The organism is Amycolatopsis sp. DSM 110486, assembly GCF_019468465.1.
Taxonomy (GTDB): domain Bacteria; phylum Actinomycetota; class Actinomycetes; order Mycobacteriales; family Pseudonocardiaceae; genus Amycolatopsis.
Map to the genome: position 1 here is coordinate 6,589,236 of NZ_CP080519.1, position 25,438 is coordinate 6,614,673.

The following is a 25,438-nucleotide window of genomic DNA, read 5'->3' on the forward strand; positions in this document are numbered from 1 at the left end:
TGAAGGGCTCCTTGGGGAATTCCCTCAAGGAGCCCTTCACTGCTTTCCGGCGGCGGCACGCTCGAACCACCTGCCCACCGCACCCCGATGCAGCATGGGGTGCGGTGAGCGCACCGAACGCCGCGTTGGGGCGTTCTGGCGGTGGGACCGTCGGTGGGGTCTGGTAGAGATCTCGGGGTGAGCAGCTCCGAACCCGCCCCGCTGTGGGACCTCCCGGAGCCTTCGCGCTCCGCCTCGGAGCCGAAGGCTTCTTCGTCGCGTGCCGGTGCGGCCAAAGCTGCTGTGCCGAAGTCTGGTGCTGCGTCCGGTGCTGCGGCGAAGAAGGCCGCCGCGAAGAAGGCTCCGTCGCGCAAGGGGGCGCAGCAGCCGGCGCCCGAGCTGCCCGTCGCGAAGATCGTGGTGGACATCCCGCTGGCGCACCTGGACCGGACGTTCGACTACCAGGTGCCCGACAAGCTGCATGACGCCGCGGTGCCGGGTTGCCGCGTGCGGGTGCGGTTCGCGGGGCAGCTCGTGGACGGCTACCTCGTGGAGCGCACGGACACCACGGAGTACGAGCGGAAGCTGGCGTACCTGGAGCGCGTCACGTCGAGTGAGCCGGTGTTGCCGCCTTCGCTGCACGCCGTGTGCCGGTCGGTGGCCGACCGCTACGGCGGCACCCTGTCCGACGTGCTGCGGCTGGCTTTGCCGCCGCGGCACGCCAAAGCCGAGGCCGAGCCCGCTTCGGAACCGGCGCCGTCGCCGGACGTGCCGGACGTGTCGGCGTGGTCGCGGTACCAGTGGGGTCCGGCGTTCCTGGACGCCGTGGCCGACGGCAAGCCGGCCAACGCGGTGTGGCAGGCCCTGCCGGGCGAAGACTGGCCGCGCCGGCTCGCGGAGGCCGCGGCGGTGGCGGCGTCGTGCGGCCGGGGCGCGGTGCTCGTCGTGCCGGACCATCGGGACCTCACGCGGGTGCACGAGGCGTGCGCGGCGCTGATGGGCGAGGACGCCGTGGTGGCGCTGATCGCCGGGCTCGGGCCCGCGGAGCGGTACCGGCGCTGGCTCGCCGTGCTGCGCGGCGGCGTCCGGGTCGTGGTGGGCACGCGCGCGGCGATGTTCGCACCGGTGGCCGACCCGGGCCTGTTCGTCGTGTGGGACGACGGCGACGACTTGCACCTCGACCCGCACGCGCCTTACCCGCACGTGCGCGACGTGCTCATGGACCGCGCGCACGCCACGAAGTCGTCGCTGCTGGTCGGCGGTTTCGCGCGCACGGCGGAGGCGCAGCTGCTCGTGGAGTCGGGCTGGGCGCAGGCCGTGCTGGCCGACCGCGCCGAGCTGCGCGCGGCCGCCCCGCGGGTGACGCCGGTGGGGGAGGACTTCGACGTCGCCCGCGACGAGGCCGCGCGCGTCGCCCGCCTGCCCGCGGTGGCCTTCGAGGCGGCGCGCCAGGCGTTCGCCGCCGGGCTCCCGGCGCTGATCCAGGTGCCCCGGCGCGGCTACGTCCCGGGCCTGGCCTGTGGCAACTGCCGCACGCCCGCGCACTGCCGCCGTTGCGCCGGTCCGCTGGCGCTGCCCGGCGGCTCGGTGGACGGCGCGCCGAAGCCGCCCGCGTGCCGCTGGTGCGGCGTGCCGGAGACCGCGTTCCATTGCCAGGCTTGCGGTTCCGTGCGGCTGCGCGCGGTGATCGTGGGCGCGAAGCGCACCGCGGAGGAATTGGGCCGGGCCTTCCCGGGCGTTCCCGTGCGTACTTCCGGCGCGGCCGAGGTGCTGGCAACGGTGCCGGGAGGCCCCGCGCTGGTGGTCTGCACCCCCGGCGCCGAACCGGTCGCCGAGGGCGGCTACGGCGCCGCCCTGCTCCTCGACGGCTGGGCCCTGCTCGGCCGCCAGGACCTGCGTGCCGCCGAGGAAACCCTGCGCCGCTGGATGGCCGCGGGCGCCTTGGTGCGCCCGGCCGCTTCGGGCGGCCGGATCGTGGTGGGCGCCGAGGCCGGCCTGTCCGTGGTCCAGGCCCTGGTCCGCTGGGACCCGGCCTGGCACGCCGCCTTGGAGCTCGGCCAGCGCCGCGAACTGGGCTTCCCGCCCGCCATGCGCATGGCCAGCGTCGAAGGCACGCCCGACGCCGTCGCCTCCGTCCTCGACGACCTGCCCCTGCCCGACACCGGCGAAGTCCTCGGCCCCGTCCCCCTGGGCGACTTCGACGCCGACGGCAACGCCTCCCGCGAACGCGCTCTGGTCCGTGTGGCGCGTCCGGAGGGCAAAACGCTGGCCGCTCTGCTCCACGACGCCGCGGCCCGCCGCGACGCCCGAAAGGCGGCCGAGCCGGTGCGGATTCAGCTGGATCCGCTGGAGCTGATCTAGCACCGTTTCAGCCGACGGGCAGGTAGTTCCGCCCAGTCTCTTGGCTGCGCGGTCCGGCGGGTGTGGCGCGCCGGAGGGCTAACCGGGGTCTGCCGGGCTACGAGACGCCGCGGCCCGCTGGGACGCTCGCAAGGCGGCCGAGCCGGCGCGGATTCAGCTGGATCCGCCAGCACCTTCCGAGCCGGCCGTGGTGGTGCAGTCCTCTCCCACACCCCCGGGCGAGGGGCGCCGGACGACGGTCGAAAGGTCGGGTTCGCGAACGTTGTCCGGACCACTGTCCGGCCCACCCCGTTTCGTTTCGGCCTTGATCGGGCATGTGGAAGGCGGTCGGGGGAGGGCCCGGCGGGATGAAGCACGCCCGCGGCGCTGCTCCGTGCGCGCGCCGGGACTGCTCCTTTCGCTGGCTGCGCGCTTTCACCGGGTCCCCCTACGCTGGAGGCGCGATGTTCAGGACCGATCCGCGCGACGCCGACGGCTGCCCGTCCGGCGAAGGGGAGCCCGCGGCCGAGGCGACGATCCGGGCCGCCGAACCGACCGACGTCACCGCGCTGAGCACCGCGCTCGGCGCGGAAGAGTACTTCGCCGACCGGCTCGGGAGGCAGGCCGAGGGGCTGGGCGTCCTGCTCACCGCGTGGTGGGCGGATCGGCCGGTCGGGGCCTTGTACCTGTGGCTCGAGGACGCCGAGGAGCCGCCCATCCGCAGCCGGCTGCCGGGCGTCCCGCTGCTGACGCACGTGGAAGTCCTGCCGGCCACGCGCAATCGCGGCGTCGGCCGGGCGCTGGTCGACGCGGCCGAGGGGCGGCTGGCGAGTCTCGGGCACCGGCGCGCCGCGCTGGCCGTGCGCACGGACAACGCGGACGCGGCCCGGCTGTACCGGAGGCTCGGTTACCGGGACTGGGGGCACGGCACGGTTGTCTGCTACGCCGAGCACTTCCTCCCGGACGGCCGCACCGTGTCCGAAGCCGAGCTGTGCCACGTGCTGGTGAAGACCCTCTGAGTCAGCTCCGCAGCACCAGCTCGGCGATGCCGAGGGTCTGGAAAGCGGCATCCACGCCGCCGGTCACGTGCTGGTCGTGCAGGCCGGCCACGTGCGCGCACCACGTCACCCGGTCTTCCTGCCACGCTCGCAGGAAATCCGCGCACAGCTTCGGCGTGATCATTTCCTCGTTGCGGTGCAAGGCGGTGCGCAGCGCCTCGACCATGTTGTCGCGACGGTCGGGATCCAGCCCGGCCGCGACCTGAACCTGGAGCATGGCGGCGCGGATGAAGTTCCGGCGGACCTCAAGGAAGCTCGTCCAATACCCCTCCGTCGCGGCTTCGAGGCCGAGGCCCTGGTCGAGCAGGCCGTAGACGCCCTCGGCGAGCGTGTCGCCCAGTTCCTCGGACTCGGCCCGGATCTGGTTGTACGGGTCGTACTCCGCCTGGTGCGCGGTCCCGGTGAGCGCGGTCGGCCGCAACCTTCTGTCGCCCAGCAGGAAGAACCAGTCCTCGTTGTAGAGGTCCGGGAAGAACGAGTCGAAACACCGCTCGCCCACGACCAGCGCACCGCCGCCGACGAACGTGTCCTGCCGCCCGCCCGACTCGCGGTAGGCGTGGCACACCACGGAGTTGTCGGGCATGCCGGTGTTCGTCAGGCCGACGGCCGCGTGGGCACCGAGCAGACCCGAGGCCTCGCGCAGGTCGGCCGGGCGGGGCAGCGTGATGTCGTCGTCGAGGAACAGCACGCGCTGCCAGTTCGCGAGGCCGGCGACGAGCAGGCCCAGGTTGCGTTTGAGGCTGGTGTCGGCGCCGCGGAGCAGCTCGTGCTCCCACAACAGCTGAGACGCGGCGAAGCGGGGCATGACGCCCGGCGGGAGACCGTCGGTGTCGATCGCGAAGGCCCGCACCCCGGCCTTCTTCGCCGCCAGCGCGACCCGGTCGGCGCTCGCCTTCTGGCTGCAGAGCAGCAGCACCGGCGCGTCGAGCTCCCGGGCGATGGTCCAGGTGTGGTCCAGAGCGTGCTCGTCGCGGCCGTTGGGCACGACGATCGCGTCCAGCTCGGCCTCGGGAGTCCTCCCGGCGCCGACCTCGGCCAACAGGCGCCGGTGGGTGGTGTGCTGCGCCGGCGCTCCGACGGCAGTGGTCATCTCAGCTCGTTTCTGGCCATTCGTGCAGCCGGTGCTCCGCCAGCGTCCAGTCGGGCGTGAGCCCCTGGTTGTTGAAGATCGGCACGCGGCTGATGATGCTGAAGGAGTCCGCGTGGGCGAATCGGGCGTCCAGGTGGGCCTGGTTGCGATCGCGGAAACGCGGGTCGGTCAGCGCTCGCACGGCTCCGAGGGTTCCCCGGCCGTACATCCCGTTGCACACGGTGACGGTGCGTTTGCGGTTGAGCGGGTTGACTCCGTGGTAGAAGAGCGCGACATCGGCGACGAGGGTGTCGGCGTCTGACGTCTGGGCTTTGAAGCGTTCGGTCGTGCCGTCCGTGCGGGTCACCTCGAAGCTGCCCGGCACGTCCTGGCCAGGGCCCCCGCGGCCGATCTGCCGCACCGGCGCGTCGATCAGGTTGAGCAGCTCGCGGGTCTGCGGGTTGAAGTCGACGCCGCCAAGTAGCACGAGGTGCGCCGTGTAGTCCTTGGGGCGCAGGGGGACCCGGGGGTTCGCGGTGCGGAAGGAGACGTTGCTGGTGGGGTTGCAGGCCCGGATGTGGCCGTACAGCTCGATCAGCGCGTCCGGGTCGGCATAGCTGAAGAGCCGGGAGTAGTCGGGACTGGCCGGATCCGCGTAGCCGATCCGCATGTCTTCGGGCAGCTGCGCGTCGACGATCACGACGTCTTCGTTCGGCGGGAACCGCCAGACGTTGCCCGGCGCGAAATCGGCCGAGCCCGTCGCCTCGTGGGAGCCGCCGCGCAGCTCGGTCAGCTCGGCGAGCAGGTCCTCGCGCCCGCGCTGCTCCTGCTCGGTGAGCTGCTCGGCCGCCAGCAGGCGGAACGACTGCCCCTCGATCGACCGCCGGGTGGCGAAGAACGTGGCGTACGCGTCGAGCCGGAGCATGGGGGGCGACACCGGGTTGCTGGTGTTCTCCCACGACGAGAGCAGGGTGTTGCTCACCCCGAACACGTCGGCGAGCTGGCGTTGGGTGATCTGCACCCCGGACCAGGTCTCCTTCCGCAGCGCGCGGAGGCGTCCGGCGAGGGCGGGGCTCGGCTGGGACACGACTTCAGACCTTTCAGTGAAGTCCACTGGAACGCGAGTGACGAAGATTGTACACGGAGAGTACGGGGTCGGCTTGAGAGGCTCGCCGGGAGGGTCAGGCAGGAGATTGAGGGGTTGTTCAGTCCGTCTGTCGGCAAAACTCTTAGGGAGAACTTAAGTCTAAGGCTCTGTTCAGGTTCAGTCGCAGCCTTTATAGTTCGATCTATGGAAGTCTACTGGATTTCAGGAACCACCTGAACAGGGGGTCGGCCATGGACACCAGCGTTCTGCACGTGCCACTGCATCGAGCGATCGTGGTGGTCGACATCGAGGGGTCGACCACCCGCACCAACCCCGCTCGGGCCCGGCTGCGCGCGATTCTGTTCGACCTGCTCGACGAGGCGTTCCGCGCCGGGGGGATCGCGGAGGGGTTCCGGGACCCCTTCGTGGACCGCGGCGATGGCGCGTTGTGCCTGGTCCGGCCGGTCGACGAGGCGCCGAAGACGGTCCTGCTCGCCGAGGTGGTGCCCGCCCTGGCGGAGCTGCTCGCGCGGCACAACGCCGAGAGACCCGACGAGGCCTTCCGGCTCCGGGTGGCGATCCACGCCGGCGAGGTGCACTACGACCTCCACGGCCCCTACGGCGAGGACGTCGACCTCGCCTGCCGGCTGCTCGACGCCACCGAGCTGCGGCGCCGGCTGCGCACCGCCGACGGGCCGCTCGCGCTGGCCGTCTCCGAGGCCATCCACTGGTCGGTGGTCCGCCACGACTACGACGGGATAGACCGCACCGCGTTCACCGACGCATTCCACGTGCGGGTGGGCGGGAGACGGATGCGGGGCTGGCTCCGCACCGCCGACTGGGCCGGGGCCGGCAGCCCCAGGACGGGGCTCACCGCCTGACGAGCCGGGAGGTGACCGGCGTGGAGACGACCGGATTCTGGCCGGCGCTGGGCGAGGCCGACCGCGGCAAGGTGGCGGAGCTGGCGGTCCGCCGCACCTACCGCCGGGGCGACGTGGTGTGCCGCGAAGGCGACCGCGCCGCGGTGGTGGTGCTCCTGCTGTCGGGCCACGTCCGGATCACCAACGCGACTTCCGACGGCCGCGAGGTCGTGATCGCCGTGCGCGGCGCGGGCGACGTGGTCGGCGAGCTCGGCGCCATCGACGGCGGCCCGCGCTCGGCGACCGTGTCGGCGCTGGACGACCTCGACGCGCTCGTCGTTCCCGCCGCCCGCTTCGCCGCGCTGTGCCGGCGCGAAGCGGCGATCTCCTGGGCGTTGCTGCTGGTCCTGGCCGACCGCATGCGCGACATCGGCCGGCAGCGGCTCGACGTCGGCGGCGGCACGATCACCCGGCGCGTCGCGGCGCAGCTTATGCAGCTGGCCGTGCAGCACGGGGTGCGCCGGGGCGACGACATCGTCATCGCGATCCCCGGCACCCAGGCCGAACTCGCGACCACCGCGGCGGTTTCGCGCGAATCGTGGGCCCGGGTGACGCGGGAACTGCGCCGGCTCGGCGTGCTCAGCACCGCGCGCGGGCAGGTCGTGATCCACCGGCTCGCGGAACTGGGCCGGCTCGCTCGCTGAACTTTGCCCGAACGTGTCTGCAGACACAGATTTCCCTGCGCCACAGGGGAATCCTGGTAGCACACACTCACGACGGAGGCAGCCATGGACCCGTTTCTTCCCGCCCCGCAACCGATTCGATGGCGCCGAGGGGTCTACGCGGCGGCGCTGGTGATCCCGTTCACCGTGATGCAGCTGTGGGCGCTGCTGGTGCTCCTGAGTCTCGCCGACTTCAGCGGCCTTGTCGTACAAGCGGTTCTGGTGCTCGTGCTCGGCTCGGCGGTCTCGCTCGCCGTCGGCTGGCGGTGGGCCTGGCGCCTGGGTTCCGAACGCCGGCGCGCTCTCGAAACCCGCCGCGAGTTCGAGGCCTGGCGTGATGCCGCACGCGAAACCCCGCCGGCCGAACGGATCGGCGCCGGGCGAGGCCGTCGATGAGCGCGCTGGCGGCCGCCGCCACCGAGAGCGGCCCCGACACGTCGACGGTCGTGCTGGTTGTCGCTCTCGTCGCGTTCATCGTCGCGGTCCGGATCGTGCGGCGGATCGTCGGCTTCGTCGTGAAGACCGCCGCGTCGGCCGCCGCGCTCGCCGGCGTCGTCATGGCGGTCGGCGGACTCGGCGGACTGACGACGCTGGCCGTGCTCGCCCTTCAGTAGGCCGCCCTCGTTCTCCTTGCCACGCCACGATTCCCGGGCGGCCGGGAACCCGGTCCCGCACGCGGCGGGCACCGGGTTTTCTCTTTTTGGCGAAGGAATCTGCTCGACCAGCTCGCCGACGCACGAACCTTTCGCCGATGGCAGCCGCTCAGCCGGCCAGCTGCCGCTTCACCTCCGCCGCGACCCGGCCGCCCTCCGCGCGCCCCGCGATCTTCGGCTGTACCGCCTTCATCACCGCGCCCATCCCCGCCATCCCGGACGCGCCGGTGCTCGCCACGGCGTCCGTCACCAAGGCCGTCAGCTCCTCGTCCGAAAGCTGCGCCGGCAGGTAGCTCGTGAGGACCTCCGCTTCGGCGCGTTCGCGGTCGGCAGATTCGGCGCGGCCGGCGCCCGCGAAGGCCTCGGCGGCATCGCGGCGTTTTTTCACCTCGCGGGTGATGATCTTCTGAACCTCGTCGTCGGAGAGCTCGCGGTGGGTGTCGCCCGCGGTTTCCTCGTAGCCGATGGCCGAGAGCGTGAGCCGCAGCGTCGCGGAGCGAAGCTGGTCGCGCGCCTTGATGGCGGTGGTGAGGTCGTCGTGGAGGGTCTGCTTGAGCGTGGTCATCCCCCGATCCTGGCACCACCGCCGCGGCGACGCGCGGGTCTTCTAGACTCGACCGTGATGTCCAACCAGTACGAATCGCTTCCGGAGGTGCGGTGATGAGGCTCGTTTTCGCCGGTACCCCCGAACCCGCGGTGCCCTCGCTGCGCGCTCTGCTCGAATCCGGCCGCCACGAGGTCGTCGCGGTGGTGACGCGCCCCGACGCCCAGGCCGGTCGCGGCCGCCGCGTCGTGCGCTCGCCCGTCGGGGCGCTCGCCGACGAGCACGGCATCGAGGTGCTCACGCCCGCGCGCGCCGGGGACCCCGCGTTCCTCGCGCGCCTCACGGAGCTGGCGCCCGACGCGTGCCCCGTCGTCGCGTACGGGGCGCTGTTGCCGCAGTCCGCGCTCGACATCCCGGTCCACGGCTGGGTGAACCTGCACTTCTCGCTGCTGCCCGCGTGGCGCGGCGCCGCGCCGGTGCAGTCGGCGATCCGCGCGGGTGACGAGATCACCGGCGCCAGCACGTTCCGCATCGTCAAGGAGCTCGACGCCGGGCCCGTCTTCGGCGTCGTCACCGAGAAGATCGGCCCGGCGGACACCTCGGGTGTGCTGCTGGGCCGGCTCGCCGAGTCGGGCGCGCACCTGCTGCTGTCCACCATGGACGGCATCGAGGACGGCACGCTGCGGGCCGTCGAGCAGTCCGCCGACGGCATGACCTACGCGCCGAAGGTGACGGTCGAAGACGCTCGCGTATCGTTCGCTGACCCGGCCGCGGCGGTCGACCGGCAGATCCGCGCGGTGACGCCGGAGCCGGGCGCGTGGGCGGAGTTCCGCGGCGAGCGCTTCAAGCTGGGGCCCGTCACGGTGGTCGACGAACCGGGCCCGGCGCCGGGCGAGCTCGTGGTCGAGCGCAAGCGCGTGCTCGTGGGCACGGCGACGAAACCGGTGCGGCTGGGCGAGGTCCAGGCATCGGGCAAGAAACGGATGGCGGCCACCGACTGGGCGCGCGGTACACGGATCGAAGAGGGAGAGCGCCTGCGGTGAACGAGCGTGGGGAACGGCGGCCGTCCAGGCCGCAGCGGGGCCGGCCGGCTCCGCGCAAAGAGGGACCGCGCCGTCCGCCGGAGGTCGATCCGGCCCGCCAGGCCGCGTTCGACGTGCTGCGCGCGGTGCGCGAGAAGGACGCGTACGCGAACCTCGTGCTGCCGCAGCTGCTTCGCGAACGTCGCATCACCGGCCGCGACGCGGCGCTGGCCACCGAGCTCACGTACGGCGCTTCACGCGCCCAGGGCCTGCTCGACGCCGTGATCGGCGCTTGCGCCGAGCGGCCGATCGAGAAGACGGACCCGATGGTGCTCGACGCGCTGCGCCTCGGCGTCTACCAGCTGCTGCGCACGCGCATCCCGGAGCATGCGGCCGTCGGGTCCACTGTAGACCTCGTGCGCGCCGAAGCCGGTTCGTGGGCAACGGGGTTCGCCAACGCGATCCTGCGCTCGGTGTCCGCAAAGGACGAACAGGCCTGGCTCGACGAGCTGGCACCCGACGAGTCGGCCGACCCGATCGGCTCGTACGCACTGCGCACGGCGCACCCGCGCTGGGTCGCGCGCTCCTTCGCGGAAGCGCTGGGCGACAAGGGTGCGGAGCTGAAGGCGGCGCTCGAAGCCGACGACGCCCGCCCCGAGGTGCACCTGGTCGCGCGCCCCGGCGAGATCAGCGCCGACGAGCTGGCCGCGATCACGGGCGGCGACGTCGCCCCGTACTCGCCCTACGGCGTGCGCCTGCCCGCCGGCGCCGGTGACCCGGCCGACGTCGAGCCGGTGCGCGAACGCCTCGCCGCCGTGCAGGACGAGGGCAGCCAGCTGTGCGCGATCGCCGCCACGAAGGTGCCGCTCGAAGGTTCCGACGAACGCTGGCTCGACCTGTGCGCCGGCCCCGGTGGCAAGGCCGCGCTGCTCGGCGCGCTCGCGGCGATCAGCGGCGCCCGCGTGGATGCCGTCGAGAAGGCCCCGCACCGCGCCAAGCTCGTGGAGAACGCCACCCGCGGCCTGCCGGTCAAGGTGCACGTCGCCGACGGCCGCGAGTCCGGCCTCGAACCGGGCTACGACCGCGTGCTCGTCGACGCGCCGTGCAGCGGCCTCGGCGCCCTGCGGCGGCGGCCGGAAGCCCGCTGGCGCCGCAAGCCCAGCGACGTCTCCGACCTGACGAAGCTGCAGGCCGAGCTGCTCACGGCCGCGCTGGACCTGGTCCGGCCGGGCGGTGTGGTCACCTACGTCGTGTGTTCGCCGCACCTCGCCGAGACCGAGGGCGTCGTCGGCGAGATCGCTCGCCGCACCAAGTCGGAGGTCCTCGACGCACGCGAGTTCTTCCCGGGCGTGCCGCAGCTTGGCGACGGCCCGTACGTGCAGCTGTGGCCCCACCGCCACGGCACCGACGCGATGTTCTGCGCCACCCTGCGCAAACCGTGAGAGACCTCGGCCTGGTCGCGAGCTCGTGCGGTGGGCTGGACACCCGGTTCACCGCCGAGCTGGCCCGCCCCGCCGCCACGCGCGGCTGGCGCCTCGCGGTCACGCTGACGCCCGTCGCCCACCGCTGGCTGGAGGCGACGGGCGGGCTGACCGAGCTGGCCGCCACCACCGACCTGCCGGTCCGCAGCGTCTCGCGCCTGCCCGGCGAGCCGCGCCCGCACCCGGACCCGTCGGTGTTCCTCTTCGCCCCCGCGTCGGCCAACTCCCTGGCCAAGCTCGCCCTGGGCATCGCCGACAACCAGGCGCTGACCCTGCTCGGCGACGTCCTCGGGGCGCCCGGGATCACGATCGTGGTGGCCTATCAGATCCAGGACACGCGGGTGCACCACCCGGCCTGGCAGCGTCACCTGGACACGCTGAAGTCGGCGGGTGTCCGCCTTCACCGCCTCGACCCCCGGCGGCCGTGGTCGGAAGTCCTCGACCTCCTGCCTGGCGCGTAAGAACGAAAAACGGGTGTGTCCCCGGAAACCGAGGACACACCCGTCAGCAGAACGTCAGCGCAGGTGCAGCGCACGCTTCAGCGTCGAGAACACGTCGGTCTGGTTGGTCAACCCGACGATGTTCGCGGCCTGCGGCCCGTAGCCCGCGATGCGGACCTGGGTGCCGGTGTGCGACTGCGAGCCGCCCGTCTCGGCGGTGCCGTAGGCGATCGTCATGTTCGAGCCCTCGTTGGTGACCAGCGTGGCGGTGAGGCCCGGGGTGGCGGTGGGCTCCACGATCTGGCTGCTGTGGCCGTGGTCGGCCGTCACGAGCACGAGGGTGTCGCGGTGGCTGCGGGCGTACGCCAGGCCCGCGGCGATCGCGGAGTCGAAGTCGACCGTCTCGCCGATCTGGCCGCACGGGTCGGCCGCGTGGTCCTGCTTGTCGATGCTGGCGCCCTCGACCTGCAGGAAGAAGCCCTTGTCGCTGTGGCGGTCGTCGAGCAGCTCGATCGCCTTGCGGGTCTGGTCGGCCAGCTTCGGCTGGGTCTTCGGCAGCGCCGGGTTCGGGGTGCAGCGGGCCGGCTGGGTGCCACCGTGGACCGCGGCCGGGCCGGTCCAGTTCACCGGCATGTTGTTCGCGGCGAACAGGCCGAGAACCGGCTTGTCCTTCTTCGCCTTCGCCAGGTCGGCGGCGGTATTGACGACGTTGTAGCCGGCCGCCTTCGCCTGGTCCAGCACGGTCTTGCCCTTGAACTTGCCGGCCGTCACCTTCTGGTCGAAGAAGGCCGCGCCGCCGCCGAGCAGGACGTCGGGGCGGGTCTGCACCAGCTGCTCGGAGATCGAGCCGGCACCACCGTTCTCCTTGGCGTTCTGCGCGCACTTGGCGGTCGTCTCGACCGGGCCCTTGCAGTCGCGGCTGACGACGTGCGAGCCGAGCACGGCCGGGGTCGCGTCCTGGACCTCGGCGGTCGTGACGTCACCGGTGCGCAGGCCGCCGCGCTTGGCCAGCTCGAGGATCGTCGGCACGGGGTTGCCGTACGCGTCGACCGAGATCGCGCCGTTGTAGGTCTTGGTGCCGGTGGCCCAGCCGGTGCCGGACGCGGCCGAGTCGGTCACGTAGTTCGGCTTGCCGGGGTTGTTCTGCTCCACGGCGTACGTGGTGTAGTCGCCGGTCAGCGGGAGCTCGTCCATCGCGAGCCGCCCGGCCGCGCCGCGCTCGTAGTTGCGCGCCGCCGTGATCTCCGACTGGCCCATGCCGTCGCCGATGAACAGGATCACGTTGCGCGCGGTGCCGCCCTGGATCGCGTTGCGGACGTCCTGCGTGCGGTCACCCGCGGAGGCCGTGCGCGACGTCGCGGTGTCCGAAGTCGCCAGGGCGACCGGGGCCGCGGCGATCAGCGCGGCGCCGAGCGCGCCCGCGGTCAGCCACTTGCGGCGGCCGGCGAAGAGCGTTCTCATGCAGTTTCTCCTCGGATGGGGATTAATCCGGAAACTCCGGCTCGGGCTATTAGTCCGCGTGCATGTGTTCCGCGCGCATCATCCGGATGATCGTTGGATGTCCGAAAAGAGAACAGCGGGCCGCCGCAGCCGGTTCACGACGGTTAACAGGCCCGACCTAGACTCGGGGCGTGGCCGATCGACCCCTCATCGCACCCAGCATCCTGTCCGCGGACTTCGCCCGGCTCGGCGAGGAGATCGCGGCGATCGCGCACCCCGGGGAGACCCGCGCCGACTGGGTCCACGTGGACGTGATGGACGCGCACTTCGTGCCCAACCTGACGCTCGGGCTGCCCGTGGTCGAGGCGCTGCTGAAGTCCACCGACGTGCCGATCGACTGCCACCTGATGATCGACGACCCGGACCGCTGGGCGATCGGGTACGCCGAGGCCGGCGCCTACAACGTCACGGTCCACGTGGAAGCCGCGAACGACCCGGTCAAGCTCGCGAAGGACCTGCGCGCGGCCGGGGCGAAGGCAGGCCTGTCGGTGAAGCCCGGCACCCCGATCGAGCCCTACCTCGAGACCCTCAAGCACTACGACACGCTGCTCGTGATGTCCGTGGAGCCCGGGTTCGGCGGCCAGTCGTTCATCCCCGACGTGCTGGAGAAGGTGCGCACCGCGCGCCGCCTCGTCGACACCGGCCACCTCAAGCTCGTGGTCGAGATCGACGGCGGGATCAACGCCGAGACCATCGAGCAGGCCGCCGAAGCCGGCGTCGACTGCTTCGTCGCCGGGTCCGCCGTCTACGGAGCGGACAACCCGGGCCTGGCGGTCGCGGCGCTGCGTGAACAGGCCGCGCGCCACCGCGCGAACTGACCCCGCGCCCGGGGAAGCACCGGGGTACGGGCGGGTGTTGGATGGAGGGATCACCGGGTTCGGACGGTGACGGCGGCGAGGAGGCAGCAGCAGTGTTCACCGGGATAGTCGAGGAGATCGGCGAAGTCACCGCGGTCGAGCAGGACACCAACATGGCGCGGCTCACGGTGCGTGGCCCCTTGGTCACGTCCGACGCGAACCACGGCGACTCGATCGCCGTCAGCGGGGTGTGCCTGACGGTCGTGGCCGTCTCGGAGGGTGGGTTCACCGTCGATGTGGTGAACGAGACACTCGCGCGCTCCAGCCTCGCCAAGGTGGCCGTGGGCGACGCCGTGAACCTCGAGCGCGCCACCCCCGCGGGCGGCCGCCTCGGAGGGCACATCATGCAGGGTCACGTCGACGGCACGGGCGTCTTCCTGTCCCGCGACGACACGGGCGTGACCACGTTCGCCCTGCCCACGGGCCTGGGGAAGTACGTCGTCGAGAAGGGCTCGATCGCCGTCGACGGTGTGTCGCTGACTGTGGCTTCGATCACCGACGAGCAGTTCTCCGTGGCGCTGATCCCCACCACGCTCGAGGCCACGACGCTCGGCCGGCGTGAGGCGGGCGACCTCGTGAACCTCGAAGTGGACGTCGTCGCGAAGTACGTCGAGAAGCTCGCGATCCCACATCTGGCCGCGAGCGCGCACAATGTCTGACGTTCGGTCCGACGGTACGAAGGAGCAGCCGTGAGCGAGACGAAGGCGGCCGAGCCGCGGACGGGCTGGACGCCCTGCGGTGCCGGCGCGGTGTTCGACGCGGACGCCATCGAGGCGGCGGTCGCGGACATCGCGGCGGGCAAAGCCGTGGTGGTGGTCGATGACGAGGATCGTGAGAACGAGGGCGATCTGATCTTCGCGGCGGAGAAGGCGACGCCGGAGTTGCTGGCGTTCATGGTCCGCTACACCTCAGGCTATGTGTGTGTCGCGTTGACGGAGGCCGAGGCCGACCGGCTGGATCTGCCGCCGATGTATCACACGAACCAGGATGTGCGCGGCACCGCGTACAGCGTCACGGTGGACGCGGCGGAGGGCATCACGACGGGCATTTCGGCGGCGGATCGTGCGCACACGATGCGGTTGCTGGCTGACCCGGCCGCGTCGGCGAAGGACTTCCGCCGCCCGGGGCATGTGGTGCCGTTGCGTGCGAAGGAGGGTGGCGTGCTGCGCCGCCCGGGTCACACCGAGGCCGCGGTCGACCTGGCCCGCATGGCCGGGCTCAACCCGGCCGGTGTGCTGTGTGAGATCGTGTCGCAGAAGGACGAGGGCGACATGGCTCGCCGCGACGAGCTTGAGGTTTTCGCCGCGGATCATGACCTTCGGGTGATCACGATCGCTGACCTGATCGCTTACCGCCGTCGGACCGAGAAGCAGGTGGAGCGGGTCGCCGAGGCCCGGATCCCGCTGGCGGCGGGCACGTTCCGCGCGGTGGGGTATGACAGTCTGCTGGACGGGATCGAGCACATCGCGTTCGTCTACGGCGAGATCGGCGATGGCGAGGACATCCTCGTGCGGGTGCACTCCGAATGCCTGACCGGTGACGTCTTCGGCTCCCTGCGCTGCGACTGCGGTCCCCAGCTCGAAGCCGCGCTGCAGGCCGTGGCCGACGAAGGCCGCGGCGTCGTGCTCTACATCCGCGGCCACGAGGGCCGCGGGATCGGGCTGCTGCACAAGCTGCAGGCCTACCAGCTGCAGGACGCCGGCGCCGACACCGTCGACGCGAACCTCGCGCTCGGCGTCCCGGCCGACGCCCGCGACTACGGCACCGGCGCGCAGATCCTGTGCGACCTGGGCGTGCGGTCGATGCGGCTGCTCACGAACAACCCGGCCAAGCGCGTCGGTCTCGAGGGGTACGGCCTGCGGGTCACCGGCCGTGTGCCGCTGCCCATCTCGCCCAACCCCGAGAACCTGCGGTACCTGCGCACCAAGCGCGACCGCATGGGGCACGACCTCGCGCAGCTGGAGCACTACGAACAGGTGGGTGCCGCCGACCAGGCGGAGAAGGGGACAGCACCCGATGAGCGGTGAGGGACGGCCCGAGTTCGAGCTCGACCTGAGCGACTGCAAGGCGCTGAAGCTCGGCATCGTGGCCACGCGGTGGAACGCGAACATCACCGAAAAGCTCCTGGAGCGGGCGCTGGCGGCCGCGAAGGCGGCGGAGCTCGAAGAGGAGCCGACCGTCGTGCACGTCGCCGGCGCCGTCGAGCTGCCGGTGGTCGCGCAGGCGCTGGCCCGCCACCACGACGCGGTCGTGGCGCTCGGCGTGGTGATCCGCGGCGAGACCCCGCACTTCGACTACGTGTGCGACTCGGTCACGGCCGGCCTCACGCGCGTGGCGCTCGACGAGAGCACTCCCGTCGGCAACGGCGTGCTGACGGTCAACGACGAGCAGCAGGCGCTCGACCGCTCCGGCCTGCCGGGCTCGAAGGAAGACAAGGGCTACGAGGCCACGGTCGCGGCGCTCGACTCCGCCCACGTGCTGCGCGGCCTGCGCCAGCCGTGGACCGAGCGGGGATTCGTGTGAGCCCCGCCGTGAGCGAGCAGCAGGAGACGACCTTGGTGATCCGCCCCCGGCGGGCGCTGGTGATGTGCAGCGTGCTGGCCGTGCTGCTGCTCGCCGTGTTCATCGTCGTGGCGATCCTGCTGCGCAACTCCCACACCGGCGTCGTGTTCGAGAAGTCGGACCAGGCCGCGATGATCGGCATCGGCGTGCTGCTGGCGCTGGGCACGATGCTGTTCGCCAACGCCCGCGTGCGCGCGGACGCGACCGGCATCGAGGTCCGCAACGTGATCACGACCCGCCGGTTCCTGTGGAGCGACGTCCTGTCGGTCAGCTTCCCCGACGGTGCTTCGTGGGCCCGGCTGGAGCTGCCCGACGACGAGTACTTCTCCGTGATGGCCGTGCAGGCCGTCGACCGTGATCGCGCGGTCGCCGCCGTGCGTGCGCTGCGCAAGCTGCACAAGGCGGCCACGGGTTCCTGACCGGCGGACTACGGCTCCAGGTCGACGACGATCGGAGCGTGGTCCGACGGGCCCTTGCCCTTGCGGGCTTCACGGTCCACATAGGAATCGTGTACGGCCTTGGTGAACGGCTCGTTGCCGTACACGAGGTCGATGCGCATGCCGCGGTTGTTGGGGAAGTTCCCGGCGCGGTAGTCCCAGTACGTGAACGGGTGGTCGTACTTCAGCGGGCGCGGGAACACGTCCGCCAGCCCGAGGTCGCGCAGGCGGGCCAGCGCCGCGCGTTCGGGTTCGGTCACGTGGGTGGAGCCGTCGAACAGCGACCGGTCCCACACGTCGGAGTCGGTGGGGGCGACGTTGAAGTCGCCGAGCACGGCGAACGGTGTCTCCGACAGCTCTGCCGCGACGGTCGTACGCAAGGCTTCGAGCCATTCGAGTTTGTACGCGTAATGCGGGTTGTCGGGCTCCCGGCCGTTGGGCACATACACCGACCACACCCGCACGCCGCCGCAGGTGGCGCCGACGGCGCGGGCTTCCGAGGCGCCTTCGAACCGCGGTTCGCCCGTGAGGCCGCGGACCACGTCGTCGAGGCCCACGCGCGAGACGATCGCGACGCCGTTCCACCGGCCGAGTCCGTAGGCGGCGACGTCGTAGCCGAGCGCCTTCACCTCGTCGGCCGGGAACGCTTCGGTGGTGTTCTTGAGCTCCTGCAAGCAGAGCACGTCGGGTGCCGAGTGCTCGAGCCAGTCGAGCACGCGGGGCAGCCGCGGCACGATCGAGTTGACGTTCCAGGTCGCGATCCTCACGACCGCCAGGATAGGGGTGCGTGGCCCGGGGCACCCGGCCACGCACCCCCGCTCGGGGTGTCTCGAACAAGCCCGGCTCAAACTCCCGCGGTGGTGCGGATCCACGAGCGGCTGGTGGCGACGCTCGCGTAGTTGTTGGTGCCGCGGGTGTTCGTGCCGCTCTGGTTCTGCACGGTCGACGCGACGCCGACCTGTACGCCGTTCGAGACCTCGGGGCCGCCCGAGTCGCCCTTCCACGCGGCGCCGTTGATCCCGACGCTCTGGATCGCGCGGCCGCCGTACGCGTCGGTGGAGCGGCCGGTGACCTGCACGTTGGTGACCTTCAGCGCCGACGCAGGCGGGCCGGTCGGGGTCGTGCGGCCCCAGCCGTAGAGCTGGTTGGTGCTGCCGGTGGCCGGGTCGGCGCTGCCGAGGGTGATCGGCTTGGCCGTGGTGGCCTGCGCGAGGTGCAGGAGGGCGATGTCGCCGTTGGGTGACTCTTCCTCGCGGTCGACGGCGATCTTGGTGCCGCCGAAGAGCGTGTTGGTGCCCACGCGCACGTACATGCCGCTGCCGTCTTCGTCGAGGCAGTGCACGGCCGTCATCACCCAGCGCGACGCGACGACCGTGCCAGAGCAGTTGAAGCCCTGGAAGTCGCGGCCCGGGGTGTTGACGTAGACCTGGGCGCCCCAGCTGACGGCGGGCGCGGTGCCGCCGCCCACGATGTTCGTCTGCGCGGTGGCGGCGGTGCCGCCGGCCAAGGTCAACGCGGCCACTGCGGCTGTAACCGCGCCGGCGAAACGGATGCTTCTCAAGGGAGGATCCTTTCGGTGGGGACCGGAAGAGCCGGGTCTCGGCTGGGACGGACCGTAATCAGCGCGTCACCCGGCGGGGAACCGACGAAGGTCGCGCGTGTCCGAATCACCCGACTTCCGTCGGGCCGGGGGAGCGCGGTGGGCCCGGGATCGGGCATCGGGCGGGCAAGGGTTGCGCCCTAGCCGTGCACTGGATGGCTCCCGTGTACCGGGGCCTCGCAAATCTGTCGGGGCCGCGCCATAGTCCATCCATGCCCCCGCCTCCACCCTCAACGGAGGCGCTACGCGCCACTGCGTAGATTTGGGAGGTGGCTGACCCGACCACCTACCGTCCCTCGCCGGGGAGCATCCCGGACGCCCCTGGCGTGTACAAGTTCCGCGACGCCGCCAAGCGGGTCATCTACGTCGGCAAGGCCAAGAGCCTGCGCAGCAGGCTGAACTCCTACTTCGCCGACCTCATGGGCCTGCACCCGCGCACGCGCCAGATGGTCACCACGGCCGCGAGCGTCGAGTGGACCGTGGTCACCACCGAGGTCGAGGCACTGCAGCTCGAGTACAACTGGATCAAGGAGTTCGACCCGCGGTTCAACGTCCGCTACCGCGACGACAAGAGCTATCCGGTGCTCGCGGTGACGTTGAACGAGGAGTACCCGCGCCTGCACGTCTACCGCGGGGCGCGCAAGAAGGGCGTGCGCTACTTCGGGCCGTACTCCCACGCGTGGGCCATCCGCGAGACGCTCGACCTGCTGCTGCGCGTGTTCCCGGCGCGCACGTGCTCGGCCGGCGTGTTCCGCCGCCACGGCCAGATCGGGCGGCCGTGCCTGCTCGGCTACATCGACAAGTGCTCGGCGCCGTGCGTCGGGCGGGTCAGCGCCGACGAACACCGCGGGATCGTCGAGGACTTCTGCGACTTCCTCGCCGGCCGCACCGACGCGATGATCCGCCGCCTGGAGCAGGAGATGTCCGCGGCGTCCGACGAGCTCGAGTTCGAACGCGCCGCGCGGCTGCGCGACGACCTCGGCGCCCTGCGCCGTGCGATGGAGAAGCAGGCGGTCGTGTTCGGCGACGGCACCGACGCCGACGTGGTCGCCTTCGCCCACGACGAGCTGGAAGCGGCCGTGCAGGTGTTCCACGTGCGCGGCGGACGCGTGCGCGGGCAGCGCGGGTGGGTCATCGACAAGGCCGAGGAAATGGGCGTCCCGGACCTGGTCGACCACTTCATCACGCAGTTCTACGGCGAGGAGTCCGAGCGGGCCGCGCGCGATGGCGTCGACACCGGTCCCGTCGTGCCGCGCGAAGTGATCGTGCCGGAGCTGCCCGCCGACGCCGAAGCGCTGGGGGAGTGGCTCTCGGGGATGCGCGGCTCGCGGGTGCGCGTACGCGTCGCCCAGCGCGGCGACAAGAAGGCGCTCGCCGAGACGGTGGAGCGCAACGCGGCCGAAGCGTTCACCCAGCACAAGCTGCGCCGCGCCGGCGACCTCACCGCGCGCTCGGCGGCGCTGCAGGAGCTGCAGGACTTCCTCGCGCTCGACAGCGCGCCGCTGCGCATCGAGTGCATCGACATCAGCCACATCCAGGGCAGTGACGTAGTCGCGTCGCTCGTGGTCTTCGAAGACGGTCTCGCACGCAAGTCCGAGTACCGCCGTTTCGCGTTGCGCGAGGCCGCGGAAGAGGGCGACGTCGCGTCGATCGCGGAGGTCGTGCGCCGCCGGTTCCACCGCTACCTCAAGGAAACCGCCGAGGACAGCCCGGCCGAGACCGGCGAAATCAGTACCGAAATCATTCCCGAAATCAGTGGCGAAACGAACGGCGACAGTGCCGTTGACGGCGAGGCGATCGAACCCGCCCGTCCGGGCATCGACCCGGACACGGGCCGCCCGCGCAAGTTCGCCTACCCGCCCAACCTGCTCGTGGTCGACGGCGCGGGCCCGCAGGCCACGGCGGCGGCCGACGTGCTGGCGGAGCTGGGGATCACCGACATCGCGGTGGTGGGGCTCGCGAAGCGGCTGGAGGAAGTCTGGCTGCCCGCGGACCCCGACCCGGTGATCCTGCCGCGCACGTCCGAAGGGCTGTACCTGTTGCAGCGCCTGCGTGACGAGGCCCACCGGTTCGCCATCCGCTACCACCGCGAGAAGCGGTCCAAGCGGCTGTCGGCGTCCGAATTGGACAGTGTGCCCGGGCTGGGGCAGGCTCGGCGCACCGCGCTGATCAAGCACTTCGGCTCGGTGAAGAAGCTCAAGCAAGCCAGGGTCGAGGAGATCGAGGCGGTGCCCGGCTTCGGCAGGCGCACCGCGGAGGCCGTGGTGGCGGCATTGGCCGGGGAGACCGGTGCCGGCTCGGGAGGGGACAAGGGGTCGTGATCGGGGAAGGAACCATCGTGAGTGCGCAAGAGGACAACCGGGGAACCGGGATGGAGGTCGCCGTCGTCAGCGGCCTCTCGGGAGCGGGCCGCTCCACCGCGGCGAAGTGCCTGGAGGACCTGGGCTGGTTCGTCGTGGACAACCTGCCGCCGGAGCTGATCGCCACCATGGTCGAGCTCGGCGCGCAGGCGCGCGGCGCGATCACCAAGGTGGCCGTCGTGATGGACGTGCGTTCGCGCGCGTTCACCGACGACCTGGCCTCGGTGATCAAGGACCTCGACGCGCGCGGGTACAAGCCGCGTGTGCTGTTCCTGGAGGCCACCGACGCGGTGCTGGTGCGCCGCTTCGAGGCCGTCCGCCGCGGCCACCCGATGCAGGGCGACGGCCGGCTCGCCGACGGCATCACCGCCGAGCGCAGGCTGCTCGCGCCGCTGCGCGAGGAAGCGGACCTGGTGCTCGACACCTCCGCGCTGTCGGTGCACGACCTGCGGGCGAAAATAGAGGACGCCTTCGGCTCCGAGGCGAGCACGCAGACGCGCGTGACCGTGCTGTCGTTCGGTTACAAGTACGGCCTGCCGATGGACTCCGACCTGGTGATGGACGTGCGGTTCCTGCCGAACCCGTTCTGGATTCCGGAGCTGCGCGAGCACACCGGGCTCGACGGCGAGGTCCGCAACTACGTGCTGTCGCAGGAAGGCGCGGAGGAGTTCCTCGACCGCTACCACCAGCTGCTGCGCCTGATCGGCGCCGGCTACAAGCGCGAGGGCAAGCGGTACCTCACGCTCGCCGTCGGCTGCACGGGCGGGAAGCACCGCAGCGTCGCGATCTCGGAAGAGCTCGCGCACCGACTGTCCAAGGAGGACGGAATGGCCGTGAAGGTGGTGCACCGCGACCTTGGCCGTGAGTGACGTACGCGCGGTCGCGCTCGGCGGCGGACACGGCCTGCACGCGACGCTCACCGCGTTGCGGCGGGTCACCCGGGAAGTCACGGCGGTGGTCACCGTCGCCGACGACGGGGGCTCGTCCGGGCGCCTGCGGCGTGAGCTGGGCCTCCTGCCGCCGGGCGACCTGCGGCAGGCCTTCGCGGCGTTCGCGGCCGAAGACGGCGGCACGCTGTGGGCCGAGGTGTTCCAGCACCGCTTCGGCGGCGACGGCGCGCTGGCCGGCCACGCGGTGGGCAACCTGCTGCTGGCCGGCCTGTTCGAGGTGCTCGGCGATCCCGTGGCGGCGCTCGACGAAGCGAGCCGCCTGACGGGGATTTCCGGACGGGTGCTGCCGATGTCGCCGGAGCCGCTGGAGATCGAGGCCGAGGTGAGCGGCCTCGACAGCGAGGACCCGGGGGCCGTCCGCCGGATCCGCGGGCAGGTCGCGGTGGCGAGCACACCCGGGCAGGTGCACCGCATCAGCCTGCACCCGGTCGGGCGCCAGGCGCGGCCGCCGCAGGGCTGCCCGCAAGCGATCGAGGCCGTACTCGGCGCCGACGTGGTGTTCCTCGGGCCGGGCTCGTGGTTCACCAGCGTCTTGCCGCACGTGCTCGTGCCGGATCTGTACGACGCGCTCGTGCGCACGAGGGCCACCAAGGTCGTGGTCCTCAACCTTGTCCCCCAGCCGGGGGAAACTGCCGGGTTCTCACCGGAGCGGCATCTCGACGTACTCTTCGAACACGCCCCCGCGCTGCGGGTCGACGCCGTGATCGCGGACCGCGATTCGGTGCCGGACCCGGCAAGTCTGCGCCGGGCGGCGCAGCGGCTGGGTGGTCGCGCCCATTTGGGGGCGGTGGCCGACCCGGTCGTGGAGGGACGGCATGATCCTGATGCGCTCGCCCGGTGCATGCGAGAGGCTCTCGGCCTCGATGGGGGACACAGCGGGCACCGTGGCTGACGGCGGGCGCGCAGCGGAAGGCAGGAGGGGCAGTACATGGCGATGACCGCCGCGGTGAAGGACGAACTGAGCAGGCTCGAGATCACGAAGATCGGGCCACGCCGGGCGGAGGTCGCGTCGCTGCTTCGCTTCGCTGGCGGGCTGCACATCGTGGCCGGCCGCGTGGTGGTGGAGGCCGAGCTCGACACGGGTTCCGTGGCCCGGCGGCTGCGCAAGGAGATCCACGAGCTCTACGGCCACCAGTCCGACGTGCACGTGATCACCGCCAGCGGTGGCCTGCGCAAGGGCACGCGGTACGTCGTGCGCGTCGTGAAGGACGGCGAAGGCCTCGCCCGCCAGACCGGGCTGATCGACCAGCGCGGGCGGCCGGTGCGCGGCCTGCCCGCAGCCGTGGTGTCCGGCGGAGTCGCCGACGCGGAAGCCGCGTGGCGCGGCGCGTTCCTCGCACACGGTTCGCTTACGGAACCGGGCCGCTCGTCGTCGCTGGAGGTCACGTGCCCGGGCCCGGAAGCGGCGCTGGCTCTGGTCGGCGCGGCCCGGCGCATGGGCATCCAGGCGAAGTCGCGTGAGGTCCGCGGCGCCGACCGGGTCGTGGTGCGCGACGGGGACGCCATCGGCGCGCTGCTGACGCGCCTCGGCGCCCACTCGAGCGTGCTGCAGTGGGAGGAACGGCGGATGCGCCGTGAGGTGCGCGCCACCGCCAACCGCCTCGCCAACTTCGACGACGCCAACCTCCGCCGCTCGGCCCGCGCGGCCGTCGCGGCGGCCGCCCGCGTCGAACGCGCCCTGGACATCCTCGGCGACACCGCCCCCGACCACCTCCTGGCGGCCGGCAAGCTGCGGCTGTCCAACCGGCAGGCGTCGCTGGAGGAGCTCGGCCAGCTGTCCGACCCGCAGATGACGAAGGACGCGGTCGCCGGCCGGATCCGGCGCTTGCTCGCGATGGCGGACAAGCGGGCGAAGGACCTGAACATCCCGGACACGGAGTCCGCGGTGACGCCGGAGATGCTGGAGGACGAGGAAGCCTAGGTCGTTCCCGGCGGCGGTGGGGTTCGGAGTCGGGGCCGGGGCAGCTTGAGTTCGGTCACCAGCGCGCGCAGCCACGGCTGCGCGATCGCCGGTTCCTTCACGATCTCGCGCACCATCCGGTCCCGCACCTCGGCCGTCCGTCCCGCCGCGACGACCGCCAGCGCTTCGGCAAGGGCTTCGCGCGCTTTGTCGTCGTGCTGCGGCGCGCGGGCGTCCTCGGCGCCCCAGCGCTCGCGCGTGAACGAGCGCGTGAGTTTCGGTTGCCAGTTGCCGAAGTAGCTCCAGACGTTGGCGTCGAGGGAGACGTTGCTGACGGCGCCGGCGGGCAGGCCGGCGGTCCAGCCCGCGTGCTGGTGCCAGCGCCAGGTTTTGGGACTCGTCGCGCGGCGCAACGTGATGCCGAGGAACCGCAGGCGCCGCCGGACTTCCGGCCACGCGGCTCCGTCGTCTTCCGCCCACTGCCGAAGGATGCCGGTCAAACACCCGAACGTGCCACCGGACGAGACGAGGTCCGTGAGCACCACCGGCGGCCCACCACCCGCGAGCGCCGCGGGGGAGAGCCCGGCTTCGGTGAGGTTGGCGCGCAGCTGGGCCGTTTCACCGCGCCGCATCGGTCCGAGCAAGGGATTGTCGATTATCCCCAACGACAACGGCAGCAGGTGCAGCCGGCTCCGGTCGGTGAGGGCGCCGCTCAACAGGTCGTACACGCTGTCCCCGGACCGCCCGACGAAGTACAGATCCCCGTCCTCGCTGCGCGCCAGCACCTTCGCCGCACACGCCGTGAGCTCGTCCAGGAACCACAACACGGGCGCCCCGGCGGGCAGGCTCCCGAGCTGGTCCGGGCGCACGAGATCCCAGCGATGCGGGCGATTCGGTTCGGTCACCCCTCCAGAACACCATGCGGCGCAACCGAATTCGCCCGCGAAAACCGGTTGCGAGTCGACAGTGGACTGCGAGATCCTTACACCTGTGTCGCTGTACGACTACTATCCGGCCGGCTTGACCTGGGCCGAGGTCGACCCCGCCAAGCACGCGTTCGACGCCGAAGCGGCGGCCGGGATCATCGCGTCGGTTCCGTGGGCGGAGGGCGACGACTGGACCGAAGGCGTGCTGGCCGCCCTCGACCGGCAGCTCGGCTCGTGGACCCGCGGCTGGGCGTGGGCCCGCGACGAAGGGGATTTCGGCGGCGGGCCGGTCGCTTCGTGGTGCTGTGGCGCGCATTCCGTGACCACGCCGGCCGAAACGTCCGCGCGAGCTCTCGCCGCGCTGCGCGAATGGCGCGGCTGGCTGGAGCGGCTCGCCGAGCTGTTCGCCACGCACGCACTCCCGGCCGGTTCCCCCGAAGCGCGGCTGGCCGCGTGGGAGCGGGCCGTGCCGGTGCTCGTGGAAGAAGTCGTGGACCGGACCGGCGCGGGTGACGCGTGGTACCGGCACTGTGCGCAGGTGCTGGAGTGGTTCCTGGCCTACCACGGGATCGCCGACGCGCGGCTCGTCGAAGAAGCCGTCGGCGGCCGGTTCCAGTCCTGGACTGCGCCCGAGGATTCCGAGGTCGCCGACCTCGCGCGGCGGATCGCGGCCGCCGACCCGGGTGCGTGACGATCTGCGGGCCTGGCTCACGGTCCGCTCCGGCGTCGCCTGGGACGAGGTCCCCGAAGTCACGCCGCGGACCGGGACGGTTGACGGCGTGGTCGCGTTCGTCGACACGATCGTTCGCCGTCGCGACAAGCAGCGGGCCGAGCGGCTGCTGGCCGCGCTCACCCAGGTGCGGGCCGACACCGGCCGCCCCCTCACGTTCGAACTCCTCGCCGGCTGGCAGGAGCTCGTGCTCGGTGAGCCGGCCGCGTTCCGCACCACCGCCGCGTTCGCCAAGGGCGGCCGGGAACGCTACGGCCCCACCACCCCCGCGGAGTTCGGCGCGCACCTCGCCGACGCCCACGGCACGGCTCCGTTGCCGGCGCGCGTGGCGCTGGCGTACCTCGACGTCTGCTTCTTCCAC

At 71.9% G+C, this 25,438-nt stretch carries 26 protein-coding genes and 1 pseudogene; 20 read left to right on the plus strand and 7 right to left on the minus strand.

Annotation, left to right across the window (positions count from 1 at the left end; genetic code table 11):
- Positions 1-177 precede the first annotated feature (177 nt).
- Both K1T34_RS32010 and K1T34_RS32015 read left to right on the plus strand, forming a co-directional pair.
- A complete protein-coding gene (locus tag K1T34_RS32010; RefSeq protein ID WP_220238471.1) occupies positions 178-2,340 on the plus strand; it encodes a primosomal protein N' in 2,163 nt (720 codons plus the stop codon).
- Positions 2,341-2,783: 443 nt separating this feature from the next.
- The gene (locus tag K1T34_RS32015; RefSeq protein ID WP_220238472.1) at positions 2,784-3,338 is read left to right on the plus strand and encodes a GNAT family N-acetyltransferase; all 555 of its coding nucleotides are present in this window, start codon (positions 2,784-2,786) and stop codon (positions 3,336-3,338) included.
- A gap of 1 nt (position 3,339) precedes the next feature.
- On the opposite strand, the gene K1T34_RS32020 is transcribed toward K1T34_RS32015, so the two are convergent.
- A complete protein-coding gene (locus K1T34_RS32020) occupies positions 3,340-4,467 on the minus strand; it encodes a hypothetical protein (protein ID WP_220238473.1) in 1,128 nt (375 codons plus the stop codon).
- A 1-nt stretch (position 4,468) separates the two neighbouring features.
- A complete protein-coding gene (locus tag K1T34_RS32025; RefSeq protein ID WP_220238474.1) occupies positions 4,469-5,533 on the minus strand; it encodes a helix-turn-helix domain-containing protein in 1,065 nt (354 codons plus the stop codon).
- A gap of 251 nt (positions 5,534-5,784) precedes the next feature.
- On the opposite strand from K1T34_RS32025, the gene K1T34_RS32030 reads away from it, so the two are divergent.
- The 4 genes from K1T34_RS32030 to K1T34_RS32045 all read left to right on the plus strand — a co-directional run bounded on the left by K1T34_RS32030 (position 5,785) and on the right by K1T34_RS32045 (position 7,729).
- Positions 5,785-6,414, plus strand: a complete 630-nt coding sequence (locus tag K1T34_RS32030) for a hypothetical protein (RefSeq protein WP_220238475.1) — start codon at positions 5,785-5,787, stop codon at positions 6,412-6,414.
- A gap of 20 nt (positions 6,415-6,434) precedes the next feature.
- The gene (locus K1T34_RS32035) at positions 6,435-7,097 is read left to right on the plus strand and encodes a Crp/Fnr family transcriptional regulator (RefSeq protein WP_220238476.1); all 663 of its coding nucleotides are present in this window, start codon (positions 6,435-6,437) and stop codon (positions 7,095-7,097) included.
- Between the two features lie 84 nt (positions 7,098-7,181).
- Positions 7,182-7,511: a hypothetical protein gene (locus tag K1T34_RS32040; RefSeq protein WP_255637717.1), complete on the plus strand. Its 330-nt coding sequence runs from the start codon at positions 7,182-7,184 to the stop codon at positions 7,509-7,511.
- Positions 7,508-7,729: a hypothetical protein gene (locus K1T34_RS32045; protein ID WP_220238477.1), complete on the plus strand. Its 222-nt coding sequence runs from the start codon at positions 7,508-7,510 to the stop codon at positions 7,727-7,729. The genes K1T34_RS32040 and K1T34_RS32045 overlap by 4 nt, the downstream gene beginning before the upstream one ends.
- A 148-nt stretch (positions 7,730-7,877) precedes the next feature.
- Here the strand turns inward: K1T34_RS32045 and K1T34_RS32050 are convergent, their stop codons facing one another.
- Positions 7,878-8,333, minus strand: coding sequence for a GatB/YqeY domain-containing protein (locus tag K1T34_RS32050; RefSeq protein ID WP_220238478.1), 456 nt, complete (start codon positions 8,331-8,333; stop codon positions 7,878-7,880).
- 95 nt (positions 8,334-8,428) lie between these two features.
- On the opposite strand from K1T34_RS32050, the gene fmt reads away from it, so the two are divergent.
- From fmt to K1T34_RS32065, 3 genes are read left to right on the plus strand one after another with little or no spacing between them, the layout of a single operon-like run.
- Positions 8,429-9,355: a methionyl-tRNA formyltransferase gene (fmt, locus tag K1T34_RS32055; RefSeq protein ID WP_220238479.1), complete on the plus strand. Its 927-nt coding sequence runs from the start codon at positions 8,429-8,431 to the stop codon at positions 9,353-9,355.
- Complete coding sequence (locus K1T34_RS32060) at positions 9,352-10,776, plus strand: RsmB/NOP family class I SAM-dependent RNA methyltransferase (RefSeq protein ID WP_220238480.1); 1,425 nt, start codon at positions 9,352-9,354, stop codon at positions 10,774-10,776. The genes fmt and K1T34_RS32060 overlap by 4 nt, the downstream gene beginning before the upstream one ends.
- Positions 10,773-11,276 carry a flavoprotein gene (locus K1T34_RS32065; protein WP_220238481.1) on the plus strand — a complete coding sequence of 168 codons (504 nt, stop codon included), beginning with the start codon at positions 10,773-10,775 and terminating at the stop codon, positions 11,274-11,276. The genes K1T34_RS32060 and K1T34_RS32065 overlap by 4 nt, the downstream gene beginning before the upstream one ends.
- A 54-nt stretch (positions 11,277-11,330) precedes the next feature.
- Here the strand turns inward: K1T34_RS32065 and phoA are convergent, their stop codons facing one another.
- Positions 11,331-12,716 carry an alkaline phosphatase gene (gene phoA, locus K1T34_RS32070; protein ID WP_220238482.1) on the minus strand — a complete coding sequence of 462 codons (1,386 nt, stop codon included), beginning with the start codon at positions 12,714-12,716 and terminating at the stop codon, positions 11,331-11,333.
- Between the two features lie 170 nt (positions 12,717-12,886).
- On the opposite strand from phoA, the gene rpe reads away from it, so the two are divergent.
- The 5 genes from rpe to K1T34_RS32095 all read left to right on the plus strand — a co-directional run bounded on the left by rpe (position 12,887) and on the right by K1T34_RS32095 (position 16,593).
- Positions 12,887-13,573, plus strand: coding sequence for a ribulose-phosphate 3-epimerase (gene rpe / locus K1T34_RS32075; protein ID WP_220238483.1), 687 nt, complete (start codon positions 12,887-12,889; stop codon positions 13,571-13,573).
- A 92-nt stretch (positions 13,574-13,665) separates the two neighbouring features.
- Positions 13,666-14,271: a riboflavin synthase gene (locus K1T34_RS32080; protein WP_220247523.1), complete on the plus strand. Its 606-nt coding sequence runs from the start codon at positions 13,666-13,668 to the stop codon at positions 14,269-14,271.
- A gap of 90 nt (positions 14,272-14,361) precedes the next feature.
- Positions 14,362-15,639 (plus strand): bifunctional 3,4-dihydroxy-2-butanone-4-phosphate synthase/GTP cyclohydrolase II, encoded by a 1,278-nt coding sequence (locus tag K1T34_RS32085; RefSeq protein WP_220247524.1) that lies wholly within the window; start codon positions 14,362-14,364, stop codon positions 15,637-15,639.
- Positions 15,629-16,135, plus strand: coding sequence for a 6,7-dimethyl-8-ribityllumazine synthase (gene ribH, locus K1T34_RS32090; protein ID WP_220238484.1), 507 nt, complete (start codon positions 15,629-15,631; stop codon positions 16,133-16,135). The genes K1T34_RS32085 and ribH overlap by 11 nt, the downstream gene beginning before the upstream one ends.
- A 62-nt stretch (positions 16,136-16,197) precedes the next feature.
- Positions 16,198-16,593 carry a PH domain-containing protein gene (locus K1T34_RS32095; protein WP_220247525.1) on the plus strand — a complete coding sequence of 132 codons (396 nt, stop codon included), beginning with the start codon at positions 16,198-16,200 and terminating at the stop codon, positions 16,591-16,593.
- A gap of 8 nt (positions 16,594-16,601) precedes the next feature.
- On the opposite strand, the gene K1T34_RS32100 is transcribed toward K1T34_RS32095, so the two are convergent.
- Together K1T34_RS32100 and K1T34_RS32105 are read right to left on the minus strand one after the other, a co-directional pair.
- Positions 16,602-17,378, minus strand: a complete 777-nt coding sequence (locus tag K1T34_RS32100) for an exodeoxyribonuclease III (RefSeq protein ID WP_220238485.1) — start codon at positions 17,376-17,378, stop codon at positions 16,602-16,604.
- 77 nt (positions 17,379-17,455) lie between these two features.
- Positions 17,456-18,133, minus strand: a complete 678-nt coding sequence (locus K1T34_RS32105; protein ID WP_370643423.1) for a trypsin-like serine protease — start codon at positions 18,131-18,133, stop codon at positions 17,456-17,458.
- Positions 18,134-18,480: 347 nt separating this feature from the next.
- On the opposite strand from K1T34_RS32105, the gene uvrC reads away from it, so the two are divergent.
- The 4 genes from uvrC to whiA are packed head-to-tail and all read left to right on the plus strand — an operon-like array spanning position 18,481 to position 23,442.
- A complete protein-coding gene (gene uvrC, locus K1T34_RS32110; RefSeq protein WP_220238487.1) occupies positions 18,481-20,532 on the plus strand; it encodes an excinuclease ABC subunit UvrC in 2,052 nt (683 codons plus the stop codon).
- 50 nt (positions 20,533-20,582) lie between these two features.
- Positions 20,583-21,440: an RNase adapter RapZ gene (gene rapZ, locus K1T34_RS32115; RefSeq protein WP_220247526.1), complete on the plus strand. Its 858-nt coding sequence runs from the start codon at positions 20,583-20,585 to the stop codon at positions 21,438-21,440.
- Positions 21,427-22,413 carry a uridine diphosphate-N-acetylglucosamine-binding protein YvcK gene (gene yvcK / locus K1T34_RS32120; RefSeq protein ID WP_220238488.1) on the plus strand — a complete coding sequence of 329 codons (987 nt, stop codon included), beginning with the start codon at positions 21,427-21,429 and terminating at the stop codon, positions 22,411-22,413. The genes rapZ and yvcK overlap by 14 nt, the downstream gene beginning before the upstream one ends.
- Before the next feature lie 36 nt (positions 22,414-22,449).
- Positions 22,450-23,442 (plus strand): DNA-binding protein WhiA, encoded by a 993-nt coding sequence (gene whiA / locus K1T34_RS32125; RefSeq protein ID WP_220238489.1) that lies wholly within the window; start codon positions 22,450-22,452, stop codon positions 23,440-23,442.
- Here whiA and K1T34_RS32130 read toward each other — a convergent pair.
- Positions 23,439-24,326 (minus strand): hypothetical protein, encoded by an 888-nt coding sequence (locus tag K1T34_RS32130; protein WP_220238490.1) that lies wholly within the window; start codon positions 24,324-24,326, stop codon positions 23,439-23,441. The genes whiA and K1T34_RS32130 overlap by 4 nt on opposite strands.
- A gap of 85 nt (positions 24,327-24,411) precedes the next feature.
- Here K1T34_RS32130 and K1T34_RS32135 point away from each other — a divergent pair, with 85 nt between their 5' ends.
- Together K1T34_RS32135 and K1T34_RS53600 are read left to right on the plus strand one after the other, a co-directional pair.
- A complete protein-coding gene (locus K1T34_RS32135; protein ID WP_220238491.1) occupies positions 24,412-25,038 on the plus strand; it encodes a hypothetical protein in 627 nt (208 codons plus the stop codon).
- A 226-nt stretch (positions 25,039-25,264) separates the two neighbouring features.
- Positions 25,265-25,432: pseudogene (locus tag K1T34_RS53600) on the plus strand (hypothetical protein); the annotation flags it as partial.
- Positions 25,433-25,438 lie beyond the last annotated feature (6 nt).

Bases quoted from the DNA above. Each gene is read 5' to 3' on its own strand.
- rapZ (WP_220247526.1), top strand. From the start codon at position 20,583: ATGGAGGTCGCCGTCGTCAGCGGCCTCTCGGGAGCGGGCCGCTCCACC.
- K1T34_RS32095 (WP_220247525.1), top strand. From the start codon at position 16,198: ATGTGCAGCGTGCTGGCCGTGCTGCTGCTCGCCGTGTTCATCGTCGTG.
- whiA (WP_220238489.1), top strand. From the start codon at position 22,450: ATGGCGATGACCGCCGCGGTGAAGGACGAACTGAGCAGGCTCGAGATC.
- K1T34_RS32015 (WP_220238472.1), top strand. From the start codon at position 2,784: ATGTTCAGGACCGATCCGCGCGACGCCGACGGCTGCCCGTCCGGCGAA.
- ribH (WP_220238484.1), top strand. From the start codon at position 15,629: ATGAGCGGTGAGGGACGGCCCGAGTTCGAGCTCGACCTGAGCGACTGC.
- fmt (WP_220238479.1), top strand. From the start codon at position 8,429: ATGAGGCTCGTTTTCGCCGGTACCCCCGAACCCGCGGTGCCCTCGCTG.
- phoA (WP_220238482.1), bottom strand. From the start codon at position 12,716: ATGAGAACGCTCTTCGCCGGCCGCCGCAAGTGGCTGACCGCGGGCGCG.
- K1T34_RS32040 (WP_255637717.1), top strand. From the start codon at position 7,182: ATGGACCCGTTTCTTCCCGCCCCGCAACCGATTCGATGGCGCCGAGGG.
- K1T34_RS32045 (WP_220238477.1), top strand. From the start codon at position 7,508: ATGAGCGCGCTGGCGGCCGCCGCCACCGAGAGCGGCCCCGACACGTCG.
- K1T34_RS32030 (WP_220238475.1), top strand. From the start codon at position 5,785: ATGGACACCAGCGTTCTGCACGTGCCACTGCATCGAGCGATCGTGGTG.
- K1T34_RS32020 (WP_220238473.1), bottom strand. From the start codon at position 4,467: ATGACCACTGCCGTCGGAGCGCCGGCGCAGCACACCACCCACCGGCGC.
- K1T34_RS32050 (WP_220238478.1), bottom strand. From the start codon at position 8,333: ATGACCACGCTCAAGCAGACCCTCCACGACGACCTCACCACCGCCATC.